Annotated in this window: 19 protein-coding genes; 7 read left to right on the forward strand and 12 right to left on the reverse strand. The window is 70.7% G+C overall.

The window, feature by feature from the left end:
* Nucleotides 1-8 precede the first annotated feature (8 nt).
* Together I004_RS0101180 and deoC are read right to left on the reverse strand one after the other, a co-directional pair.
* Nucleotides 9-1,448 carry an aldehyde dehydrogenase family protein gene (locus I004_RS0101180; RefSeq protein ID WP_028433999.1) on the reverse strand — a complete coding sequence of 480 codons (1,440 nt, stop codon included), beginning with the start codon at nt 1,446-1,448 and terminating at the stop codon, nt 9-11.
* 7 nt (nt 1,449-1,455) lie between these two features.
* Nucleotides 1,456-2,463, reverse strand: coding sequence for a deoxyribose-phosphate aldolase (deoC, locus tag I004_RS0101185; RefSeq protein ID WP_028434000.1), 1,008 nt, complete (start codon nt 2,461-2,463; stop codon nt 1,456-1,458).
* A 124-nt stretch (nt 2,464-2,587) separates the two neighbouring features.
* Between deoC and I004_RS0101190 the strand changes: the two genes are divergently transcribed.
* From I004_RS0101190 to I004_RS31415, 3 genes are all read left to right on the forward strand, one after another.
* A complete protein-coding gene (locus I004_RS0101190; protein ID WP_078510713.1) occupies nt 2,588-3,415 on the forward strand; it encodes a PH domain-containing protein in 828 nt (275 codons plus the stop codon).
* A gap of 517 nt (nt 3,416-3,932) precedes the next feature.
* Nucleotides 3,933-4,349, forward strand: a complete 417-nt coding sequence (locus I004_RS0101195; protein WP_028434002.1) for a hypothetical protein — start codon at nt 3,933-3,935, stop codon at nt 4,347-4,349.
* A gap of 231 nt (nt 4,350-4,580) precedes the next feature.
* Nucleotides 4,581-5,075 carry a hypothetical protein gene (locus tag I004_RS31415; protein ID WP_051344571.1) on the forward strand — a complete coding sequence of 165 codons (495 nt, stop codon included), beginning with the start codon at nt 4,581-4,583 and terminating at the stop codon, nt 5,073-5,075.
* Between the two features lie 54 nt (nt 5,076-5,129).
* Here I004_RS31415 and I004_RS0101205 read toward each other — a convergent pair whose 3' ends face one another.
* The 5 genes from I004_RS0101205 to I004_RS0101225 all read right to left on the reverse strand — a co-directional run bounded on the left by I004_RS0101205 (nt 5,130) and on the right by I004_RS0101225 (nt 9,671).
* Nucleotides 5,130-5,597, reverse strand: a complete 468-nt coding sequence (locus I004_RS0101205) for a hypothetical protein (protein ID WP_028434003.1) — start codon at nt 5,595-5,597, stop codon at nt 5,130-5,132.
* Nucleotides 5,594-6,193 (reverse strand): ArsR family transcriptional regulator, encoded by a 600-nt coding sequence (locus I004_RS0101210; RefSeq protein ID WP_028434004.1) that lies wholly within the window; start codon nt 6,191-6,193, stop codon nt 5,594-5,596. Before I004_RS0101210 ends, I004_RS0101205 begins: the two co-directional genes overlap by 4 nt.
* Before the next feature lie 109 nt (nt 6,194-6,302).
* On the reverse strand, nt 6,303-8,018 hold the full coding sequence (locus I004_RS0101215; protein WP_028434005.1) for a phospho-sugar mutase: 1,716 nt from the start codon (nt 8,016-8,018) through the stop codon (nt 6,303-6,305).
* Between the two features lie 83 nt (nt 8,019-8,101).
* The gene (locus tag I004_RS0101220; protein WP_028434006.1) at nt 8,102-8,920 is read right to left on the reverse strand and encodes a purine-nucleoside phosphorylase; all 819 of its coding nucleotides are present in this window, start codon (nt 8,918-8,920) and stop codon (nt 8,102-8,104) included.
* 313 nt (nt 8,921-9,233) lie between these two features.
* On the reverse strand, nt 9,234-9,671 hold the full coding sequence (locus I004_RS0101225; protein ID WP_028434007.1) for a gamma-glutamylcyclotransferase family protein: 438 nt from the start codon (nt 9,669-9,671) through the stop codon (nt 9,234-9,236).
* Between the two features lie 113 nt (nt 9,672-9,784).
* On the opposite strand from I004_RS0101225, the gene I004_RS0101230 reads away from it, so the two are divergent.
* Nucleotides 9,785-11,245, forward strand: coding sequence for an NAD(P)H-quinone dehydrogenase (locus tag I004_RS0101230; RefSeq protein ID WP_028434008.1), 1,461 nt, complete (start codon nt 9,785-9,787; stop codon nt 11,243-11,245).
* A gap of 156 nt (nt 11,246-11,401) precedes the next feature.
* The gene (locus tag I004_RS0101235; protein WP_028434009.1) at nt 11,402-12,376 is read left to right on the forward strand and encodes a DeoR/GlpR family DNA-binding transcription regulator; all 975 of its coding nucleotides are present in this window, start codon (nt 11,402-11,404) and stop codon (nt 12,374-12,376) included.
* A 115-nt stretch (nt 12,377-12,491) separates the two neighbouring features.
* Here I004_RS0101235 and I004_RS0101240 read toward each other — a convergent pair whose 3' ends face one another.
* Nucleotides 12,492-14,264 carry an ATP-binding protein gene (locus tag I004_RS0101240; RefSeq protein ID WP_028434010.1) on the reverse strand — a complete coding sequence of 591 codons (1,773 nt, stop codon included), beginning with the start codon at nt 14,262-14,264 and terminating at the stop codon, nt 12,492-12,494.
* 412 nt (nt 14,265-14,676) lie between these two features.
* Here I004_RS0101240 and I004_RS31420 point away from each other — a divergent pair, with 412 nt between their 5' ends.
* Nucleotides 14,677-15,159, forward strand: coding sequence for a hypothetical protein (locus tag I004_RS31420; protein WP_486579637.1), 483 nt, complete (start codon nt 14,677-14,679; stop codon nt 15,157-15,159).
* 45 nt (nt 15,160-15,204) lie between these two features.
* Here the strand turns inward: I004_RS31420 and I004_RS0101250 are convergent, their stop codons facing one another.
* From I004_RS0101250 to I004_RS0101265, 4 genes are all read right to left on the reverse strand, one after another.
* Nucleotides 15,205-15,849, reverse strand: a complete 645-nt coding sequence (locus I004_RS0101250; RefSeq protein WP_051344572.1) for a Maf family nucleotide pyrophosphatase — start codon at nt 15,847-15,849, stop codon at nt 15,205-15,207.
* A 46-nt stretch (nt 15,850-15,895) separates the two neighbouring features.
* The gene (gene mmpB / locus I004_RS39750) at nt 15,896-16,033 is read right to left on the reverse strand and encodes a morphogenic membrane protein MmpB (RefSeq protein ID WP_175437755.1); all 138 of its coding nucleotides are present in this window, start codon (nt 16,031-16,033) and stop codon (nt 15,896-15,898) included.
* Between the two features lie 121 nt (nt 16,034-16,154).
* Nucleotides 16,155-16,406, reverse strand: coding sequence for an acyl-CoA carboxylase subunit epsilon (locus tag I004_RS0101260; protein WP_051344573.1), 252 nt, complete (start codon nt 16,404-16,406; stop codon nt 16,155-16,157).
* Nucleotides 16,407-16,420: 14 nt separating this feature from the next.
* Nucleotides 16,421-18,013 (reverse strand): acyl-CoA carboxylase subunit beta, encoded by a 1,593-nt coding sequence (locus I004_RS0101265; protein WP_028434013.1) that lies wholly within the window; start codon nt 18,011-18,013, stop codon nt 16,421-16,423.
* Nucleotides 18,014-18,171: 158 nt separating this feature from the next.
* Between I004_RS0101265 and I004_RS31425 the strand changes: the two genes are divergently transcribed.
* The gene (locus I004_RS31425) at nt 18,172-19,122 is read left to right on the forward strand and encodes a biotin--[acetyl-CoA-carboxylase] ligase (protein WP_037974532.1); all 951 of its coding nucleotides are present in this window, start codon (nt 18,172-18,174) and stop codon (nt 19,120-19,122) included.
* The last annotated feature ends 50 nt before the right edge of the window (nt 19,123-19,172 follow it).

The following is a 19,172-nucleotide window of genomic DNA, read 5'->3' on the forward strand; positions in this document are numbered from 1 at the left end:
TCGAGTTGTCAGACATCGAGGTAAGCCTCCAGACCGTGACGCCCGCCTTCGCGGCCGAATCCGGACTCCTTGTAGCCGCCGAAGGGCGAGGTCGGGTCGAACTTGTTGAACGTGTTGGCCCAGACGACGCCCGCCCGGAGCTTGTTCGCCATGGACAGGATGCGTGAGCCCTTCTCCGTCCAGATGCCTGCCGAGAGCCCGTACGGCGTGTTGTTGGCCTTCGCCACCGCCTCGTCGGGAGTGCGGAAGGTCAGTACGGACAGCACCGGCCCGAAGATCTCCTCGCGGGCGATCCGGTGCGCCTGGCTCACGCCGGTGAAGAGCGTCGGCGCGAACCAGTAGCCGTTGGCGGGCAACTCGCAGGGCGCAGACCAGCGTTCGGCGCCCTCGGCCTCACCCGAGTCGGCCAGCTCCTCGATCCGGGCGAGCTGCTCGGCGGAGTTGATGGCCCCCACGTCGGTGTTCTTGTCCATCGGATCGCCGACGCGGAGCGTGCTCAGTCGCCGCTTCAGCGCCTCCAGCAATACGTCCTGGACGGACTCCTGCACCAGCAGTCGCGAGCCCGCGCAGCAGACCTGCCCCTGGTTGAAGTAGATGCCGTTGACGATGCCCTCGACGGCCTGGTCGATCGGGGCGTCGTCGAAGACGATGTTGGCGCCCTTGCCCCCCAGTTCGAGGGTGAGCTTCTTGCGCGTGCCGGCGACGGTACGGGCGATCTGCTTGCCCACCGCAGTCGAACCGGTGAAGGCGACCTTGTCGATGCCGGGGTGCGCGACCAGCTCGGCGCCCGTCGAACCGTCGCCCGTGACGATGTTGACGACGCCCTTGGGCAGGCCCGCCTGGCGGCACACGTCCGCGAAGAACAGCGCCGAGAGCGGCGTCGTCTCCGCGGGCTTGAGCACCACGGTGTTGCCCGTGGCCAGAGCCGGTGCGATCTTCCAGGCCAGCATCAGCAGCGGGAAGTTCCACGGGATGACCTGCCCCGCGACCCCGAGCGGGCGCGGGTCGGCGCCGAATCCGGCGTGCGCGAGCTTGTCCGCCCAGCCCGCGTAGTAGAAGAAGTGCGCGGCGACAAGCGGAAGATCGGCGTCGCGCGTCTCCCTGATCGGCTTGCCGTTGTCGAGCGTCTCCAGGACGGCCAGCTCACGGGAGCGTTCCTGGAGGATGCGGGCGATCCGGAAGATGTACTTGGAGCGTTCGGCGCCCGGAAGCGCGGACCAGCCGGGGAAGGCCGCACGGGCGGCGCGCACCGCGGCGTCGACGTCCTCCGCGTCGGCCTGCGCGACCTCGGAGAGCACCTCCTCGGTGGCGGGGGAGACCGTCTTGAAAACCTTGCCGCCGCCCGCCTCGCGGAACTCGCCGTCGATGAACAGCCCGTAGGACGGGGCGATGTCGACGATCGCGCGGGACTCGGGCGCGGGTGCGTACTGGAAGATCTGCTCAGTCATCTCTGCCTCAGTCCACCGTCACGTAGTCGGGACCGGAGTAGCGGCCGGTGCTCAGCTTCTGGCGCTGCATCAGCAGGTCGTTCAGCAGGCTGGAGGCGCCGAAGCGGAACAAGTCGGGGTTCAGCCAGTCCGGCCCGGCCGTCTCGTTGACGACGACGAGGTAGCGGATGGCGTCCTTGGAGGTGCGGATGCCGCCGGCCGGCTTCACGCCGATCTGGGTGCCGGTTGCGGCGCGGAAGTCGCGCACGGCCTCCAGCATCAGCAGCGTGTTCGGAAGTGTCGCGTTCACGGCGACCTTGCCGGTCGAGGTCTTGATGAAGTCGGCACCCGCGAGCATCGCCAGCCACGAGGCGCGGCGGATGTTGTCGTACGTCGAGAGCTCACCGTTCTCGAAGATCACCTTCAGGTGGGCCGGCTCTTGGCCCTGGGGCCGCGCGCAGGCCTCCTTCACGGCCTGGATCTCCTCGAAGACCTTGCCGTAGGCGCCGGAGAGGAAGGCACCGCGGTCGATCACCATGTCGATCTCGTCGGCGCCGGCGGCGACCGCCTCACGGGTGTCGGCCAGCTTCACGGACAGGGCGGCGCGCCCCGAGGGGAAGGCCGTCGCCACGGAGGCGACCTTGATCCCGGCTCCGCCGCCCGCGGCCAGGGCCCGCTTCGCGGTGGCCGCCATGTCGGAGTAGACGCAGATCGCCGCGACCTGGGGCGTGGTGCGGTCGCTCGGGTCGGGGTTGGCGCCCTTGGCGCACAGGGACCGCACCTTGCCGGCGGTGTCGGCCCCTTCGAGGGTGGTCAGGTCGATCATCGAGATCGCGAGGTCGATGGCGTACGCCTTGGCCGTTGTCTTTATCGAACGTGTGCCGAGGGTCGCGGCGCGGGCTTCCAGCCCCACCGCGTCGACGCCTGGCAGCCCGTGCAGATAGCGGCGCAGCGAGGCGTCGGAGGCGGTCACGTCCGCGAGCGCGGACGCCGACGCGGAGGCGGTGGACGCTGTGGTGGTGGACGCTGAAGACATGGTCACCAGAGGAGCATATCTACACGCGTAGCTCCGTTGGTAGGGGCCATCTCGTGCGGGATGAGACAGATCGATGCCGAGCCGCAACGTCCCCCGTACGGGGGGTCCGGCACAATCAGGCCCCATGACCAACGAGTCCCGACCCGAGAGCGACCGCGGATCCCGGAACGGGCAGGAGGAGAAGTCCCCGCGCGCGACCGGCGACGGCGCGCAGCCCGGCGCCACGACCGAGTCGGAGGGCGCGCCGCAGTCCGGCGAGGAGTCCGCCAAGGAGTCCGCCGCCGGGCCCGTCGAGCAGCCCGCGGCACAGGTGTACGCCGACCGCTGCTACCGCTCGCCGGGTGCCCTGGCCGGCGGCGTCCTGCTGCTGCTTCTCGCGGTCTGGCTCGGTACGGACGTTCTCGTCAACGGGAACGACCGCACGCGGCTGATCGCCGGCTTCGGACTCCTCTTCGCCGTCCCGCTCGTCGTCGCCTTCACGCTGCGTCCCGCCGTGTACGCGGGGCAGCAGCAGATGCGCGTGAGGAACCCCTTCCGCACCATCACGGTCCCGTGGGGCGCGGTCGAGGGCTTGCGTGCGGGCTACTCCAACGAGGTCATGGCAGGCGGCACGAAGTACCAGCTGTGGTCGATCCCGGTCTCGCTGCGGGCGCGTAAGCGTGCCGCCCGGCAGACCGAGCGTGCCGAGCGCGCAGCCTCCAGCGGCGAGACCGCCAACGCCCTGGCGCGGCCCACCGGCCTGTTCGGGCTGGGCGGGGTGCCCGGTGCGGACGAGGGCGGCGAGAAGCGCGCCCCTTCGGACAAGGCGATCGACGATCTGCGGGCCCTGGCCGCCGACAACGGCGAGAAGCCCGCGGCGCAGGGCGACGTCACCGTCCGCTGGGCCTACGAGATCGCGGCCCCCTCCCTCGTCGGCGCCATTGCGCTCGCCGTCCTCTTCGCCGCGGGCTGAGACGGGCTCAGGAACCGGCCCGTTCGGGGGAATTCTCCGCGCCGGACACCGCGGAATTTCCACGTTGCAAGCGGATCCTCGAAAATGTTCGCGTTCTGCTGCGAAGAGAAACCGGCGGCGGTGCCTGGCGGCGTCTTTCTCATTCTTGTGCTACGGGAACGGGGTGCGTTCGTCCCCGGCCCGTGGGTAGCGACGACGCATGGTGAGATTCCGTGAATTCGGCCACCACGTCCGCGAGTTGGCGCACGGGCGCATTCGCACCCACCAGGTACGCCGTGTGCCCGCGAACCTGTCTCAAGGCTCGCTCGTGCGGGTGAAATCCCATTGACGGTCGTACGTCCGGCGAACCGATTCTCTGAATGGCTGCAAGGCATAGCGGCTCACTCGGAGGACAAATGCATATCGTCAGCAGAATCGAGTTCTCTTGTTTCGTTGCCATCCGGTGGGGAATCTGGGCGCAGCCCTTCACCGGGCATTCGGCCAAGCCGGCCGAGCAACGAGAAAGCGAGAGACAGAAGTGAAGATCAGAAAATCTCTGGCAGTGCTGGGGGCGAGTGCCGCGCTGGCGCTCGGGTTCGGCGGAGTGATGGCGCCTTCTGCCCAAGCCCACGGCCCGGCCTCCATCTGGGACTACGCCACGTACACGCAGTCCGACCCGCAGACCGGCGTCACGCGTGCCGGGGGCGCCGTCGCGATGCGGGGTGGCGCCTCGGCGGTGGAGCCGGCTTCATCCACCTCCCTGCACTGCTACAGCTCATACGTCTCGGGGCGGGCCTCCGTGGTCTCGTGTTCGGGAATGCGCTGGCGCGCCTACGCCGACTGCTCGGACGGCCGCCGTTACGTCACGCCGAGGGCGATGTCGGGTGCTCAGCGAGCGGTCGTCTACTGCCCGCGCGGCACGACTGCCCTCGACGGCGGTGCGTACGGCCGCTGACCCACGGCGCCGAGCCTGATCTCCGGCCCGCCGAGGGCTTCTTCGGAAGCCCTCGGCGGGTCTTCTGTCGTTGCGGGTGCGAGGACGGTTGCCGCGCCGGTGAGCGGGGAGACGTGGCGCGGGGCCGTGTGCCCGCACGCAGGGCCGCGAACGTGCCGTCCGTTCGGGCCGGGGTCCGGCGGTGCGGGGCCTGAGGGAAGCCGGCGGGACCGGCGATCGGGGAGGAGGGACATGAGCGCGAGCGCGCAGCGCAGGAGCGGCAGGCCCGCGGAGTGGAGCGGCCGGGTCGCCGCACCGTGGATGCTGATCTCCGGCGGCTTGCTCGCCCTGGCCTTTCTCGTCCTCGCGTCCCTCTTCCCCGACCGGGCGTTCCTGTTCGTCGGGGTGCTCGTCGCCGCGGTCGCGCTCCTCGCGGTGGGATCGGTGGAGGTCTCGGTGAACGGCCGGGACGTCACCGTCCGGTCGGTCCTGGTCCCGCCGCTGCGTCGCCGCATCCCGCTCACGAGGATCACCGGGGCATTCGCGAAGCGGGCACGGCCCATGGAACTCGGAGGGTGGGGCTTTCGCTGGCTGCCGCGGCGCAGGGCCCTCTCCCTGCGGGCCGGGGACGCGCTGTGGCTGCGGCTGAAGAGCGGCAGGGAGTTCGTCATCACGGTCGACGACGCGGCACGTGCGGCCCGTGCGGTCAACGACAACCTCCTCGGGGCGGGGCAGGGGGAGCGCTGAACTCCCGGGCGGCGCCTGGGAGTTCAGCTCGTGGGTGGCGCCCGGCCCGTCGGCTCAGAATCGCGGCATCTCGGGGATCGCCTTCTCGGCGAGATCGATGAGCGCCTCGACCTTCGGCAGATCCGCCGTCAGCTCCTCGTCGGTCACCGACGGTGCTTCGGACGAGCGGTACTCGACCTCGTTGCGGCGGGTGCGCATGCGGTTGAACGGCCGGAGGACGGCGCCGAGAGGTGGGTCGAGCTGCGCCCGTACGGCTTCGTAGACCGCCCTGTGGCCGCCCCGGCTGGTCGCGCGCAGCCCCTGGTTCTGCAGGACCGCCGCCAGTGCTCTGCGCGCGGCGTCGTACGCGAGGGTGTAGGCGCCCTCCGGGTCCGACGTGAGGAGTTCACGGGCGGACGCGACGTGGGTGCGGCTGCGGCGCAGTTCGGCCTCGGCCGCCTGTTGGGACGCGGGCACCCGCTCGATCTCGCCCCGGCTGATGAGCTTGTCCACGACCGGCCGCCCCTGGTTCCACCGACTCACGGTGATGCCCCCTGCCCTTGATCCAGTTGGAGTTCGACCAGCGGCCGCTCGCGGACGCTGGTGAGGAACGGGTCGCTCGTGGGCGAGTTCCACGACGACGCCGTGACGCGGTGGATGTTGACCTCGCGTTGAAGGTCGCGGCCCGCGCCCTCGGCCGCGTCGAAGAGTTCATCGGGGTCCGGGCTGCCGACGACCAGGACGTCGACGTCGGCGGGTTGCTGCCCCGGCTCGCCGAGGTAACGGGCGGCCCAGGAGCCGTAGATGAACGCCCGCTCCACCCCGTCGATCTCCCGCAGGCTCTCGGTCAGCAGCGGCACGGGCCCGAACGACATCGCGATCAGTTCGGTCAGGGGACGCACGAGCGGCGTATCGGAGCGCACCGCCACCAGGCGCGTGCGGCCGACGTTCCGGGACGTGAGGACCTCGGTCTCGGCGAGGCGGTTGACCTCGCGCATCACCGCGGTGTGCGAAGCGCCGAGTTCGCGGGCGAGCTCGGTCAGGCTGTACTCCCGCTCGGGGTGCAGGAGGACGAGGGCGAGCAGTTCTCCTTGCAGCCGTGAGCGCAGCAGTGGCAGGAGGGGCGGCGAAGTCTTCACTGGACGCACAATATCGTGCGCCCAGTGAAGACGACAACCTGTCGGAGTCCGGACAGGCAGCGCCCGCACGCCGTCGCGCCCGGCGGCCGAGCGCCCAGCGGCCTCGCGCTCAGACGCCCGCCGCGGCTGCCAGGTCCGCCTTCAGCTCGGCCAGCACCGACTTCGCCGCCGTGCGCGCCGCAGCCAGTGCCGCCTGGTCGCGGACGGCGACGACGACCTCCAGGTAGCACTTGAGCTTCGGCTCCGTACCGCTGGGACGCACCACCACGCGCGCCTTCTCCACACCGGCATCCGGGTCGCCCGCCAGCTGATAGCGGAGCCCGTCCGTGGGCGGCAGCAGGTCGGAGCCCTCGCTCAGGTCCTCCGCGGAGACGACGGCCAGGCCCGCGAGCGAGACCGGCGTGGCCGCCCGCAGGCGCTCCATGGCCGAGGCGATGAGCGAGAGGTCCTCGACACGCACCGAGAGCTGGTCCGTCGCATGCAGCCCGTGCTCGACGGCCAGATCGTCCAGCAGATCCGTCAACGAGCGGTCCGCCTGCTTGAGTTCGGCGGCCAGTTCGGCGATGAGCAGTGCCGCCGTGATGCCGTCCTTGTCGAGCACGCCCTCGGGGTCGACGCAGTAGCCCAGCGCCTCCTCGAAGGCGTAGCGCAGGCCGTCGACCCGTGCGAGCCACTTGAAGCCGGTCAGCGTCTCCTCGTACGGCAGATCCGCGGCGTGTGCGATCCGCGAGACCAGGGAGGAGGACACGATCGACGTGGCGAACGTGCCCCGCGCCCTCTTGTGCACGAGGTGTGTGGCGAGCAGCGCACCGACGTCGTCCCCGCTCAGCATCCGCCAGCCGCCCTCGGCGGCGCGGTCGGGCACGGCGACGGCGCAGCGGTCGGCATCCGGATCGTTGGCGAGGACGAGGTCGACGGGACCGGACGCGGCGGCGGTGTCGCGAGCCGTCTCGAAGGCGAGATCCATCGCTCCCGGCTCCTCCGGATTGGGGAAGGAGACGGTGGGGAAGTCCGGGTCGGGCTCTGCCTGCCGGCGTACCGGGACCGGCTCGGGGAAGCCCGCCCGGCGGAAGGCGGCCAGCAGCGTGCTGGAGCCGACGCCGTGCAGCGCGGTGTGCACGGTCCGCACGTCCCGTGGCATGCCCTCCGTCAGCACAGCGCCCGTACGGGCCAGATAGCTGTCGACGACGTCCTCGCCGAGCACGTCCCAGCCCGACTCCGCGCGTGGGACGCCGGCGAGCGGCCCGACCGCGTCGATCCTGGCGGCGATCGCGGCGTCGGCGGGCGGGACGATCTGCGAACCCCCGCCCAGATAGACCTTGTAGCCGTTGTCCCGCGGCGGATTGTGGCTGGCGGTGACCATCACACCCGCGACGGCGCGCAGCCGGCGGATGGCGAAGGCGAGCACGGGAGTGGGCAGCGGTCGCGGCAGGAGCGCCGCCCGCAGACCGGCGCCGGTCATGACGGATGCCGTCTCGCGCGCGAAGTCGTAGCTCTTGTGACGGGCGTCGTAGCCGATGACGACGAGGCCGGTGCCGTCCTGGCCGCTCTCCGCGGGCAGCTGCTCGCGCACATACGCGGCGAGCCCGGCGGCGGCCCGGATCACGACGGAACGGTTCATCCGCATGGGTCCCGCGCCCAGCTCACCGCGGAGCCCCGCTGTACCGAACTGGAGGGTGCCCGAGAAACGGGCGGCCAGCTCCGTCCCTCCACCCTCCCCGTCGGCCTCGATGAGCTTCGCCAGCTCCTCGCTCGTCTCCGGGTCGGGATCCTCGGCCTGCCAGGCCCGGGCGCGGGCGACCAGCTCCGTCACATCGTGCTGCACAGCTCTGCCTCTCTCTTCTGCGTCCCCGGGCACGGGCCCCGCGGTATGGAGATTCCGGGCTGCCGTGACGGCGGCCCGGCCGCTCACATCCGGCTCAGCACCTGCGCCAGCAGCGAACCCATGCGGGCGGCCGACTCGCGGCCCGCCTGAAGCACTTCCTCGTGGTTGAGGGGTTCACCCGTCATGCCTGCCGCGAGGTTGGTGACCAGCGAGATGCCGAGCACCTCCGCGCCCGCCTCACGGGCGGCGATCGCTTCCAGCACGGTGGACATGCCGACAAGGTCCCCGCCGATCGCGCGGACCATGCCGATCTCGGCGGGGGTCTCGTAGTGAGGGCCGGGGAACTGGACGTAGACGCCCTCCGTCAGTGACGGATCGACCTCTTGGCAGAGGGTGCGCAGGCGGGGGGAGTACAGGTCGGTGAGGTCGATGAAGTTGGCGCCGACGATGGGTGAGGTGGCTGTGAGGTTGATGTGGTCCTTGATGAGCACGGGCTGGCCCGGCACCATGTCGCCGCGCAGGCCGCCGCAGCCGTTCGTGAGCACGACGGTCTTGCAGCCCGCAGCGACCGCCGTACGCACGCCGTGCGTGACGGCGGCGACACCGCGCCCCTCGTAGAAGTGGGTGCGGCCGAGGAAGACCAGCACCCGCTTGTCGCCCAGCTCATGGGAGCGCACGGTGCCTGCGTGGCCCTCGACGGCCGGTGGGGGGAATCCGGGCAGCTCCGTCACCGGGAACTCGGACTCGGGGGCCCCGAGCGCGTCCGCGGCGGGAACCCATCCGGAGCCCATCACGAGGACGACGTCGTGGCTGTCCGTACCGGTCAACTCGCGAAGCCGCTCGGCGGCGGAATCGGCGGAACGGTACGGATCGTCGGCGGTGTTCGAGGCTGATTCGTTCACGCGATGAGCGTAGCGGTTTCGAGCCTACGCGCGTAGAGGGTCCCGGGGGTCCGCTCGCCGCTGGGGTTGGCCGGTGTTCGCTATCGGTGCGTGGACGGTGGCGGGGGCGTGCCGCCCCGGGGCAACCGCCGGAACGGCCCGCACCCGGCACCACGCACAAACCGAAGGCGCACACCGGCAACCCGGAACGGCCCGCTCCCGGCACCACGCACAAACCGAAGGCGCACACCGGTAATCCCGAAGGGCCCGCACCCGGCACCCAAAGAACGAACCCGAGGCGTACAACGGCAGCCCGAGGCGCACACCGCCCCGCCTAGCAGGGCCGCTTGCGGATTTCCATCACGTAGTCGTGGGGCGCGCCCGCGGATTCCGCCGCGTCCGCGATGTCGCCGAGGTAGCGGGCCGAGGGCAGGCCGCCCTCGTACCCGTTGAGGACGTAGCACCAGGCCGTCGTCTCGCCGTCCAGCGTGTGGACGCGGAGCTTCGTGCGCCGGTAGATGCCCATGCCGACGCCCTCCCAGCGGTCCATGGCCTCCTCGTCCATGGGCGCGATGTCGTAGAGCGCCACGAAGACCTGCGCGACCGGCGCCTCGACGACCGTCGCCAGCGCACCCTCCCAGCCCATCTGCTCGCCGCCGAATGTCAGGCGCCAGTCGGTGACCCAGCCTGTCCCGCGCAGCGGGGAGTGCGGAGCTCGGCGCGACATCAGCCGCGCGTCGAGGTTCGCGGCGTAAGCGGCGTAGAGGGACATGACGACGAGGGTACGGGAGTCGGTCGTCGCGGCGGTGGTGGCTGGAGGGTGGCGCCGGGGTGCCCCCTGCCCGCGCGGGGGTGCGGCACGCACCCGCAAGCATGTGCGGGACAATGGAGCATGTGACTCGGATCGTGATCATTGGTGGCGGACCCGGCGGCTACGAAGCCGCCCTCGTGGCGGCGCAGCTCGGCGCCGAAGTGACCGTTGTGGACTGTGACGGTCTGGGAGGCGCGTCGGTGCTGACCGACTGCGTGCCCTCCAAGACCCTCATCGCCACGGCCGAGGTCATGACGAACTTCGACTCCTCGTACGAGGAGCTCGGCATCCGTGTCGAGGACAGCACCCACGACCCGGACGACCCCGCCCGCGTCGTCGGCGTCGATCTCGGCAAGGTCAACCGCAGGGTGAAGCGGCTCGCGCTCGCGCAGTCGCACGACATCGTGGCCTCCGTGACGCGTGCGGGCGTGCGGGTGCTGCGCGGGCGTGGCCGGCTCGAGCCGACGCAGGGGCCGGACGGTTCGCGTGAGGTCGTCGTCACGCCGACGGGGGACGCGGCCGGTGAGGCCGAGGAGCGGCTGGCCGCCGACGCCGTGCTGGTCGCGACCGGAGGACATCCCCGTGAGATCCCGGATGCGCAGCCGGACGGTGAGCGGATCCTCAACTGGAAGCAGCTGTACGACCTGGAGGAGCTGCCCGATGAGCTGATCGTGGTCGGCTCCGGCGTCACAGGCGCCGAATTCGCGGGCGCCTACCGGGCGTTGGGCTCGAACGTCACGCTCGTCTCGTCGCGGGACCGGGTGCTCCCCGGTGAGGACCCGGACGCGGCCGCCGTGCTGGAGGACGTCTTCCGGCGCCGCGGCATGAACGTGATGGCGCGTTCCCGCGCGGCCTCCGCGAGGCGCGTCGGCGACAAGGTCGAGGTGGAACTGCAGGACGGCCGCACGATCACCGGAAGCCACTGCCTCGTCGCCGTCGGCGCGATCCCCAACACGGCCGACATGGGCCTGGAGGAGGCCGGCGTCCGGCTGAAGGACTCGGGGCACATCTGGACGGACAAGGTCTCCCGCACGTCCGCGCCGGGCGTCTACGCGGCGGGTGACTGCACCGGTGTCTTCGCGCTCGCTTCGGTCGCGGCGATGCAGGGCCGGATCGCGATGTACCACTTCCTCGGGGAGACGGTCACGCCGCTGAACCTGAAGGCGGTCTCGGCGAACGTCTTCACCGACCCCGAGATCGCCACCGTCGGCTACAGCCAGGCCGACGTGGACAGCGGCCGGATGGACGCCTGGTCGGTGAAGCTCCCGCTGCTGCGGAATCCGCGGGCGAAGATGCAGGGCATCCGGGACGGGTTCGTGAAGGTGTTCTGCCGGCCGGGCACGGGCATCGTCGTGGGCGGTGTCGTCGTCGCGCCGCGTGCGAGCGAGCTGATCCACCCGCTGTCGGTCGCGGTCGACAACAACCTGACGGTGGGGCAGATCGCGAACAGCTTCACCGTGTACCCGTCGCTGACCGGCTCGATCGGCGAGGTCGCGCGGCAGCTGCACACGCGGAAGACGGCCCAGGACGGCTGAACCGATCGGCTGATTCGTCCAGTTGTGTCTATACCACGCAGCAAGTGCAGGTATGGACAACTTCCAAAAATCGACGAAAACTGCTGAAAGCAGACGGTCGTTGGGGTTACTGTCAGTCCCGTGTTCGCTGCAGAACGTCGCCAATTGATCCTGGAAATGGTGCGCGCCAACGGAGCCGTGTCGCTCCGAGAGCTCGCCCGCGTCGTCCAGACCTCCGAAGTGACCGTGCGCCGTGACGTACGTGCTCTGGAGGCAGAAGGGCTGCTCGACCGCCGGCACGGCGGCGCCGTCCTGCCCGGTGGATTCACCCGTGAGACCGGCTTCCCGCAGAAGTCCCACATGGCCACGGCGGAGAAGACGGCCATCGCCGACCTCGCCGCGGGCCTCGTCGAGGAGGGCGAGGCGATCGTCGTCGGCGCCGGGACGACCACGCAGGAGCTGGCCCGAAGACTGGCCCGCGTGCCGGGCCTGACGGTGGTGACCAACTCCCTGCTCGTGGCGCAGGCCTTGGCGCACGCCAACCGCGTCGAGGTCGTGATGACGGGAGGCACGCTGCGCGGCTCGAACTATGCGCTGGTCGGCAGCGGAGCCGAACAGTCCCTTCAAGGGCTCCGTGTGTCGCGGGCCTTCCTCTCCGGCAGCGGGCTCACCGCCGAGCGCGGGCTCTCCACGTCCAACATGCTCTCGGCGAGCGTGGACAGGGCGCTGGTGCAGGCCGCGGCGGAGGTCGTGGTCCTGGCCGATCACACGAAGCTCGGCACCGACACGATGTTCCAGACCGTCCCCACGGACGTGATGACGCGTCTGGTGACGGACAAGCCGCCGCCCCAGGACGACCGCGCCGGCACGGAGTTGCAGGCGCTGGCCGACCAGGGCGTGCAGATCACCGTCGCCGGCATGACCCCGGCAGGCGCCGCCGAGGCGCCGGGCCCCGTGCAGGGCTCGGGCGGACGCGGCTCCGGGGGCGAGAAGGGGCACGGCCGCCGGGACGTGCCGATGCCGGGCCAGCGGCGCAACGTCCCACCGGGCGGCGGCGGTTCACAGCCGCCGCAGCTGCGCAGCGCGCCCACGCTGCCCGAGCAGTCGCCCGTCGGGAACCGAGTGGCGGACCTGGCTCCCAGGCGCCGCTGAGGCTCTCCTGGACGCGAATGCGCCCGCCGTCCCTCAACAGGGACGGCGGGCGCATCAGTTCGGGCTCGGTGCGGACCGTACGGCGCTCAGCCGCGCGGTCCGCGGCGTCCGCCGTTCAGTCCTTGATCTCGCAGATGACGGTGCCCGCCGAGAGCGAGCCGCCGATCTCCGCGTGCAGGTCCTTGATGGTGCCGGAGCGGTGCGCGTTGAGGGGCTGCTCCATCTTCATCGCCTCCAGCACGACGACGAGTTCGCCTTCCTCGACGTGCTGTCCCTCCTCCACGGCGACCTTGACGATCGTGCCCTGCATCGGGGAGGCGAGCGCGTCACCGGAGGCCGCGCTGCCGGCCTTCTTGGACGCCTTGCGCTTGGGCTTCTTGCTGCCGCCGCCCGCCGGCGCCGCCGTCACGCCCAGCGAGGAGGGCAGTGAGACCTCCAGCCGCTTGCCGCCGACCTCGACGACGACGGTCTCGCGGGTGCCCTCGTCCTCCTCTGCGTCCGTGCCCGGAGCGGCGAACGGCTTGATCTCGTTGACGAACTCCGTCTCGATCCACCGGGTGTGGACGTCGAAGGGTGCGCCCGAGCGGCCGTTGACCTCCGGTGCGAAGGCCGGGTCCCGCACGACGACGCGGTGGAAGGGCAGCGCGGTGGCCATGCCCTCGACGGTGAACTCCTCCAGCGCGCGTGCGGCCCGCTGAAGAGCCTGTTGCCGCGTGGCTCCGGTGACGATGAGCTTGGCCAGCAGCGAGTCCCAGGCCGGGCCGATGACGCTGCCGGACTCGACACCCGCGTCCAGCCGCACGCCGGGGCCGCCGGGGGCCTCGAAGGTGGTCACGGTGCCGGGCGCGGGAAGGAAGTTGCGGCCCGGGTCCTCGCCATTGATGCGGAACTCGAAGGAGTGACCGCGCAATTGCGGGTCGTGGTAGTCCAGCGTCTCGCCGTCGGCGATGCGGAACATCTCGCGCACCAGGTCGATGCCGGTGACCTCCTCGGTCACCGGGTGCTCCACCTGCAGACGGGTGTTGACCTCGAGGAAGGAGATCGTGCCGTCCTGGCCGACGAGGAACTCACAGGTGCCGGCGCCGGAGTAGCCCGCCTCCTTGAGGATGGCCTTCGACGCGCGGTACAGCTCCGCGTTCTGCTCGTCGGTGAGGAAGGGCGCGGGCGCCTCCTCGACCAGCTTCTGGTGGCGCCGCTGCAGCGAGCAGTCACGCGTGGAGACCACCACGACGTTGCCGTGCTTGTCGGCCAGGCACTGTGTCTCCACATGTCGCGGACGGTCCAGGTACCGCTCGACGAAGCACTCGCCACGGCCGAACGCGGCCACGGCCTCGCGCACGGCCGACTCGTAGAGCTCCTCGACCTCGTCCAGGGAGCGCGCGACCTTCAGCCCGCGGCCGCCGCCGCCGAACGCCGCCTTGATGGCGATGGGCAGCCCGTTCTCCTCGGCGAAGGCCACGACCTCCGCCGCGCCCGAGACCGGGTCCTTCGTACCCGCGACCAGCGGCGCACCGGCACGTTCCGCGATGTGCCTCGCTGCGACCTTGTCGCCGAGGGAGCGGATCGCGTCCGGCGGCGGCCCGATCCAGGTCAGGTTCGCGTCGAGCACGGCCTGCGCGAAGTCGGCGTTCTCGGAGAGGAATCCGTAGCCGGGGTGCACCGCGTCGGCACCCGAATCGGCCGCGGCCTGCAGGACCTTGTCCATGTCCAGGTAGCTGGCCGCCGGAGTGTCACCGCCCAGTGCGAACGCCTCGTCGGCAACCCGGACGTGCAACGCGTCCCGGTCCGGCTCGGCATAGACGGCGACGCTGGCGATCCCCGCGTCCCGGCAGGCACGGGCGACGCGAACAGCGATTTCGCCGCGGTTGGCGATGAGCACCTTGCGCACGATGACTCCCTACTTGGCGCTGCGCCGCAAGTGGATTTGATGTGGTGAGTGGTGCGAGTTTAGGTACTGACCACACCACTGGCCGAGTCGCCCACAGGCGTGAGCTTTCCCACACGGACTGTGACGTGCGGCCGTCACCGCCCTCGGTGTTTCCCGTCATCCCAAGGTACGCCGGGTTTCCGGTGAAGCTCGGGGATCTTCTGATGTGGTCAAGGTCTCCGCGCGGCCCCCGGTGAACGAGCGTCTCGTCTTTGTGGGGTTCCTATGAATCGCGGAGGGAAACTTTGCTTCGCGCCGGGCCTCTTGCCCGCCGTGATACCCGTAAGTAGCGTTCACGGTGCCCTGGCGGCGTACTCCAGGTAACGAAGAACATCGGGCCATGGCCGATGAAAAGTGGAAGTAGGTGGGCGAGGTGGGGCTCCGACGATCGGTGGCCGCGGCCGCGGCGCTGATACTGGTGGTCGAGGCAGTCGGCATCGTTCTGCTGCAGATTTTCATGGGCATGGTCGTGGACGAACAGCAGATGTCCCTGGCCGGGCTCGAACCTCACTCCATGTCGCTCTCCGTCGTGGTCGGAGGTGTGCTCTTCGGGGTCTATCTGCTCCTGTGCGCCCTGGTGTTGGTCCGTACGGCGATCCGCGACCGGACGCCCGTGGGGATGCTGCGCATCGTGCTCATCAGCGCCGCGGTGGTGCATGGAGTACTCGGAGCCGTGACCGTGGGGCTGGTCGGCTGGCACGCGTTCCTGTTCATGATGGTGGTGCTGGGGCTGCTCGTCTGGACTCTGGTGTCCTACAGCGTCGAGGAGACAGCCGCGGAAGGGACCGCGGAGACCTCCTCGGACAACTCGCCGCCGCCGTCGGGCGGTCCGCATCCGGAGCCCTCGGCACCGTAGAAGCGGAACACGGGTTCGGCCCCGGACGGCCGCACCCCGGTGCTCTCAGGACCACAAGTCGGTGATGCCGACGCCCAGTTGCGCGAGGAGATCGCGCAGCAGCGGCAGCGAGAGCCCGATCACCGTTCCGTGGTCTCCTTCGATGCCCTTGACGAACGGCGCCGAGCGGCCGTCGAGCGTGAACGCGCCCGCGACGTGCACGGGTTCGCCCGTCGCCACGTAGGCGGCGATCTCCTCGTCGGTGGGCTCGCCGAAGTGCACGGTCGTGGAGGCCGTCGCCGAAGTGCCCGTGCTGTCACGGGTGTCAAGGACGCAATGCCCGGTGTGCAGCACGCCTGAGCGCCCGCGCATCGCCTTCCATCGGGCCGTCGCCTCCTCCGCGTCGGCGGGCTTGCCCAGCGGCTCACCGTCCAGCTCCAGCACGGAGTCGCAACCGATCACGAGCGCGTCGGCGGCCTGCGGCAGTGCCGCGACGGCCTGCGCCTTCGCCTCCGCGAGCACCCGCGCCAGTTCGCCGGGAGTCGGCGCGGACAGCCCGTCCTCGTCCACGCCGCTGACGATCACGTCCGGCGAGAATCCCGCCTGCCGCAGCAGACTCAGCCGGGCCGGGGACGCGGAGGCGAGGACGAGCCGGCGCACGGGCTGCCGGGGCTGCGGCTGCTGCGAGGAAGTAGCGGGAGAAGTGGCCATGAGCGCAATCGTAGAGACCCGGCAGGGGCCGCCCACCGGGCAGTCCCTAGGCGTCAGGCCTGACGTTGGCCAGCACGACGGAGGCGATCACGACGACGGGCAGCAGCCAGTACAGGCGCCGCAGCATCGCCAGCGTCGCGCGCATCTCCTTCGGAGGCTCGTCGCGGGGATCCGACCACAGCATGAATTCCATGCTGCGGCGGACGCCGTCGCCGCGCCTGAGTACGCGTACTCATTCCCGGCCGTTCACGTCCGCGCCCGGTGGGATCCGGTCCGTCCGGGCGCGGAGCGGTGCTCAGGCCGGTTCAGGCGGGCCAGAACGCCGTTCGCCACGCCTTCGGGCCCGGGTGAGGGACACGGCGCGGGACCGTACGGGCAGGGTCCGACCACTCGTCGGCGGTCCGGGCATCCGGCGCCTGCGACGCCACCGCGGCCGCCCGCGCCCTGACCACCGCGAGCGCGGCGGCCAGCTCCTCAGGGGTCGGGTTGCCCCGCACCACCTTGATCGGCGGGAACGGCGGGTTCTCCCCCTGCTCCTCTGTCGTCGGGTCGAGCATGGCGAACGGCCTCCTCACAGCGGGATGTTGCCGTGCTTCTTCGGGGGCAGCTGCTCGCGCTTCGAACGGAGCGTGCGCAGACCGCGGGTGATGTGACGGCGGGTCTCGGACGGCATGATCACAGCGTCCACATACCCGCGTTCGGCCGCGGCATACGGATTCAGCAGCGCGTCCTCGTACTCCTGCGTCAACTCCGCCCGCAGCTCCTCCCGGTCCTCGTCGTTGTCGACGCCGGCGAGCCGCTTGCGGTAGAGGATGTTGACCGCGCCCTGAGCGCCCATGACGGCGATCTGCGCGGTGGGCCATGCGAAGTTGAGGTCGGCTCCGAGGTGCTTGGAGCCCATGACGTCGTACGCGCCGCCGAAGGCCTTCCGCGTGATCACGGTGACCAGCGGCACCGTCGCCTCCGCGTAGGCGTAGATGAGCTTGGCGCCACGTCGGATGATGCCGTCGTACTCCTGGTCCGTGCCCGGCAGGAACCCGGGGACGTCGACGAAGGTGAGGACGGGCACGTTGTACGCGTCGCAGGTGCGCACGAAACGCGCTGCCTTCTCGCTGGCGTCGATGTTCAGGCAACCGGCGAACTGCATCGGCTGGTTGGCCACCACGCCCACCGACTGGCCCTCGATCCGTCCGAACCCGGTGATGATGTTCGGGGCGAACAGCGCCTGCGTCTCCAGGAATTCACCGTCGTCGAGGACATGCTCGATCGCGGAGTGCATGTCGTAGGGCTGGTTCGCGGAGTCCGGGATGAGCGTGTCCAGCTCGCGGTCCTCGTCGGAGGTCTCGAGGTCGGCGTCCTCGGGGAAGACCGGGGGCTCGGAGAGGTTGTTCGACGGCAAGTAGGACAGCAGCGCCTTGACGTACTCGATGGCGTCCTTCTCGTCGCCCGACATGTGGTGCGCGACACCGGAAGTCGTGTTGTGCGTGCGGGCGCCGCCGAGTTCCTCGAAGCCCACGTCCTCGCCCGTGACCGTCTTGATGACGTCGGGCCCGGTGATGAACATGTGCGAGGTCTGATCCACCATCACCGTGAAGTCGGTGATGGCGGGGGAGTAGACCGCGCCGCCGGCGCACGGGCCGACGATGAGGCTGATCTGCGGGACGACGCCGGACGCGTGCACGTTCCGGCGGAAGATCTCCGCGAACAGGCCGAGCGCCACGACCCCTTCCTGGATGCGGGCGCCGCCACCGTCGTTGATCCCGATGATCGGACAGCCGTTCTTCAGGGCGAAGTCCATGACCTTGACGATCTTCTCCCCGTACACCTCGCCCAGCGAGCCGCCGAAGATCGTGAAGTCCTGCGAATAGACGCAGACGGGACGGCCGTCGACCGTGCCGTAGCCGGTGACGACGCCGTCGCCGTACGGACGGTTCTTCTCCAGGCCGAAGTTGGTGGAGCGGTGCCGGGCGAACTCGTCCAGCTCCGTGAAGCTGCCCTCGTCCAGCAGCAGATCGACCCGCTCACGCGCGGTCAGTTTTCCCTTGGCGTGCTGTTTCTCCACCGCGCGCTGCGAACCCGCGTGCGTCGCCTCCGCAGCGCGGCGTTCGAAATCCGCGATCTTGCCCGCGGTCGTGTGGATGTCTGGGCTCTCCTGCTCGGACATCTGCGTGCGGCTCCTACTCGTCAGCGTGCGGCTACCGGTTCGTAGGCTATCCGCGAAGAAGCCGTTCGTCGGTGCGGCGTTGGCCACACTCTTCACCTGCACCGGCACGCCTCCGGCCGAGCGGGCGGCGCCACGGGACGCGGCCCTACGCTGACGCCATGACGCCGAACCCCTCCGAAGACCCGGGCAGCCGCTGGTCCGACCTCAGCCGCCCTCCGCTCAACGGGGCCGCGCTGCGCCGTGCACTGACCGGAGCGGACTGCATGTGGACGTCGCTGGACGTCGTCGAGCGCACCGGCTCGACCAACACCGACCTGGCCGCGCGTGCACGCGACGGGAGCGCGCACGAGGGTGCCGTGCTCGTCGCCGAGGTGCAGACTGCGGGCCGGGGCCGGCTGGAACGGGAGTGGAGCGCACCGCCGCGCTCCGGCATCTTCGTCTCGATGCTGATCGTGCCGCCGGTTCCGCAGGAGCGCTGGGGGTGGGTACCGCTTCTCGCCGGGGTGGCGACGGCGAGCGCGCTGGCCCGCACGGCGGGCATCGACACCAAGCTGAAGTGGCCCAACGACGTCCTCGTGGACATCGGGGGCGAGGAGCGCAAGACCGGCGGCATCCTCGCGGAACGCACTGACGTGAAACCCGAGCAGGGGAGCGGTGAGGAGGGGAAGGGCGAGGAGAGGAGCGCCGGCGGCCCTGGGATCGTCCTCGGCATCGGCCTCAACGTCTCGCTGCGCGAACCGGAGCTGCCCGTGCCCACCGCCGGCTCGCTCGTCCTCGCCGGGGCACAGGCCGCCGACCGCGATCCGCTGCTGCGTGCGGTGCTGCGCTCCGTCGAGGACTGGTACGGGCGCTGGGCCGCCGCCGACGGTGACCCCGTCGCCTCCGGCCTGCTGGAGGCCTACGCCGCCGGATGCGCGACGCTCGGCCGCCATGTACGGGCGGAGCTGCCCGGCGGCGGGGAGCTCCTCGGCGAGGCGGTGGCCGTCGACAGCGACGGACGGCTCGTCATCGGTACCGAGGAAGGGGTGCAGCGGCCCGTCGCGGCGGGCGACATCGTGCATCTGCGCGGTGACGGCGGCCACGGGAGCGACGGCGGCGCGGAGGCGTGACCGCCGGGGGCTCCCGGGCGCCCGCAGGCACCCCACAGGCACGGGTCGCA

It is taken from the genome of Streptomyces sp. TAA486 (assembly GCF_000426165.1).

Excerpts from the sequence above, each read along its gene's own strand:
- I004_RS0101190 (WP_078510713.1), top strand. The coding sequence starts at position 2,588 with ATGACCAACGAGTCCCGACCCGAGAGCGACCGCGGATCCCGGAACGGG.
- I004_RS31425 (WP_037974532.1), top strand. The coding sequence starts at position 18,172 with ATGACGCCGAACCCCTCCGAAGACCCGGGCAGCCGCTGGTCCGACCTC.
- I004_RS0101225 (WP_028434007.1), bottom strand. The coding sequence starts at position 9,671 with ATGTCCCTCTACGCCGCTTACGCCGCGAACCTCGACGCGCGGCTGATG.
- I004_RS0101250 (WP_051344572.1), bottom strand. The coding sequence starts at position 15,849 with ATGGCCACTTCTCCCGCTACTTCCTCGCAGCAGCCGCAGCCCCGGCAG.
- I004_RS0101260 (WP_051344573.1), bottom strand. The coding sequence starts at position 16,406 with ATGCTCGACCCGACGACAGAGGAGCAGGGGGAGAACCCGCCGTTCCCG.
- I004_RS0101265 (WP_028434013.1), bottom strand. The coding sequence starts at position 18,013 with ATGTCCGAGCAGGAGAGCCCAGACATCCACACGACCGCGGGCAAGATC.
- deoC (WP_028434000.1), bottom strand. The coding sequence starts at position 2,463 with ATGTCTTCAGCGTCCACCACCACAGCGTCCACCGCCTCCGCGTCGGCG.
- I004_RS0101180 (WP_028433999.1), bottom strand. The coding sequence starts at position 1,448 with ATGACTGAGCAGATCTTCCAGTACGCACCCGCGCCCGAGTCCCGCGCG.
- I004_RS0101230 (WP_028434008.1), top strand. The coding sequence starts at position 9,785 with ATGGAGCATGTGACTCGGATCGTGATCATTGGTGGCGGACCCGGCGGC.
- I004_RS0101235 (WP_028434009.1), top strand. The coding sequence starts at position 11,402 with ATGGTGCGCGCCAACGGAGCCGTGTCGCTCCGAGAGCTCGCCCGCGTC.
- I004_RS31415 (WP_051344571.1), top strand. The coding sequence starts at position 4,581 with ATGAGCGCGAGCGCGCAGCGCAGGAGCGGCAGGCCCGCGGAGTGGAGC.
- mmpB (WP_175437755.1), bottom strand. The coding sequence starts at position 16,033 with ATGCTGTGGTCGGATCCCCGCGACGAGCCTCCGAAGGAGATGCGCGCG.